This is a genomic window from Mesorhizobium sp. M7A.F.Ca.US.005.03.2.1, assembly GCF_003997795.1.
In the GTDB taxonomy this organism is placed as follows: domain Bacteria; phylum Pseudomonadota; class Alphaproteobacteria; order Rhizobiales; family Rhizobiaceae; genus Mesorhizobium; species Mesorhizobium ciceri.
Genome location: NZ_RZRP01001162.1, coordinates 1 through 1,505, shown reverse-complemented (window position 1 = coordinate 1,505; position 1,505 = coordinate 1). Strand labels below are relative to the sequence as shown.

The following is a 1,505-nucleotide window of genomic DNA, read 5'->3' as shown; positions in this document are numbered from 1 at the left end:
GTTGCTCAAGGTGACCGAGATGCCGAATAGCTTCCACTGCCGCTCATGCGGCGCGAACAGCAGCTCGAAATTGACCTGCATCGGCACCGAGGGGAAAAAGCCCGCCATGTGCAGCATGCCGCTGGGCTCGATTTGCGGCAGAAGCGTCAGCTGCGGCTCCAGCACGGCAACGCCGCCGAGATCGAGCGCCTGCTGGCGCTGCGGCGCGAAGATCTCGCCAAGCTTTGCCGCGGTGTTGGCCTGGAAGCCTGGCGCGCCGAGATCGCGCAGCACGGTATAGTTACCGGTCTTGTTGGCCTGGTCCAGCGCCAGAAGCGAGGTGCGCACCAGGATCAGCACGCCATTGCGGTCGATATTGGCCGGCTTCGGCTCGGCCGGCCTGGCGGTCCTCTGCGTTTTCTTCGGCTGTTGCTCTTGCGACTGCGCGACGGTCGGTTGCGCAATTGCCAATACCGACAGCGCGGCCAGAAGCATCGCCGGTACCCGCTTCCGCAACGGTCTGGTTGCCCTGCGCGCCGTCATGCCCTTGCCTCTCGCCAGATCGCCATCGCGGGCTTGAGCCTCCATTGCCGGTTGCTCCAGCGAGCAAACGGACGGCCGATCGGCTGTCTCGTGCCAAGCGGCGGCTTGCGCCGTCAAAACTCGCCCGCCAGACCGATGCGGGCGGCGTGGCTCTCGCCGCCGCCATAGGCATAGCCGGCGGTCACGGCGAAGGGCTCGTCGAAAAGATCGAGCCGATGCGCCAGCGAGGCGCCGAACGCCGTCTCGCCCTTGAAGTAGCCGAGATTGGTGGCCCAGCTGGTGCGGCCGGGCGCCGACGGCATCGGCGCCGTCGTCATGGCGATGGCCGCGGCGATGCCCTGACGGGCCTCGGTGCGGGTTTGCGCCAATTCACCGGTCAAGCCTCCGAGCCCGGCTTCGAGCCCGGCGAGGTCGACGCTCGATGTGGCGAGATTGCCGGCGCCGTCGCTGGTGAGCAGGTAGGTCGGGCCGCTCTGGGCAGCCTTGCTGGCGGCGCTGTTGACGCCGGCGAATGTGTAGGTGGCGGCGCCGTCGCCGATCGCCACCTGGCCGGCCCGCGTGGTGGTGACACCGGCGCCGATGGCGACGGCATTGTCCTGGCCGGCGAGGCTGTCGGCGCCCAGGGCGATCGAATTGTTGACCGTTAGGATGTTGCCCAAAGTCCCGCTGCCGGCATTCTGGCCGATGGCAATGTTGTCGTTGCCGGCCAGAAATTGACCTGCACGGGTGCCGCTGGCGACATTGTTGTCGCCCTCTACGATATTGCCGGCGGAGGCACCGTTGGCGATGTTGTTGTCACCTTCTACGCCGCGGCCAGCAAAGTTGCCGCTTGCGGTGTTGTTGTCACCGGTCACGGTGGCGCCGGCGCCGGCGCCAACAGCAGCGTTTCCGTCGCCGGTCGCATCTGTGCCTGCGTTGACGCCGTTGGCAGTGTTGTTTTGACCTTTCACGCCGCTGCCGGCGGTAAAACCGGTGGCGGTGTT

Annotated in this window: 1 protein-coding gene and 1 pseudogene; both read right to left on the bottom strand. The window is 66.9% G+C overall.

Annotated features, from left to right (window positions below; genetic code table 11):
- Nucleotides 1-522, bottom strand: a 522-nt coding sequence (locus tag EN991_RS35775; protein ID WP_245461173.1) for a hypothetical protein, incomplete at its 3' end; no start/stop codon positions are given.
- A gap of 113 nt (nucleotides 523-635) precedes the next feature.
- Nucleotides 636-1,505 (bottom strand): annotated as a pseudogene (locus tag EN991_RS35770) (hypothetical protein); the annotation flags it as partial.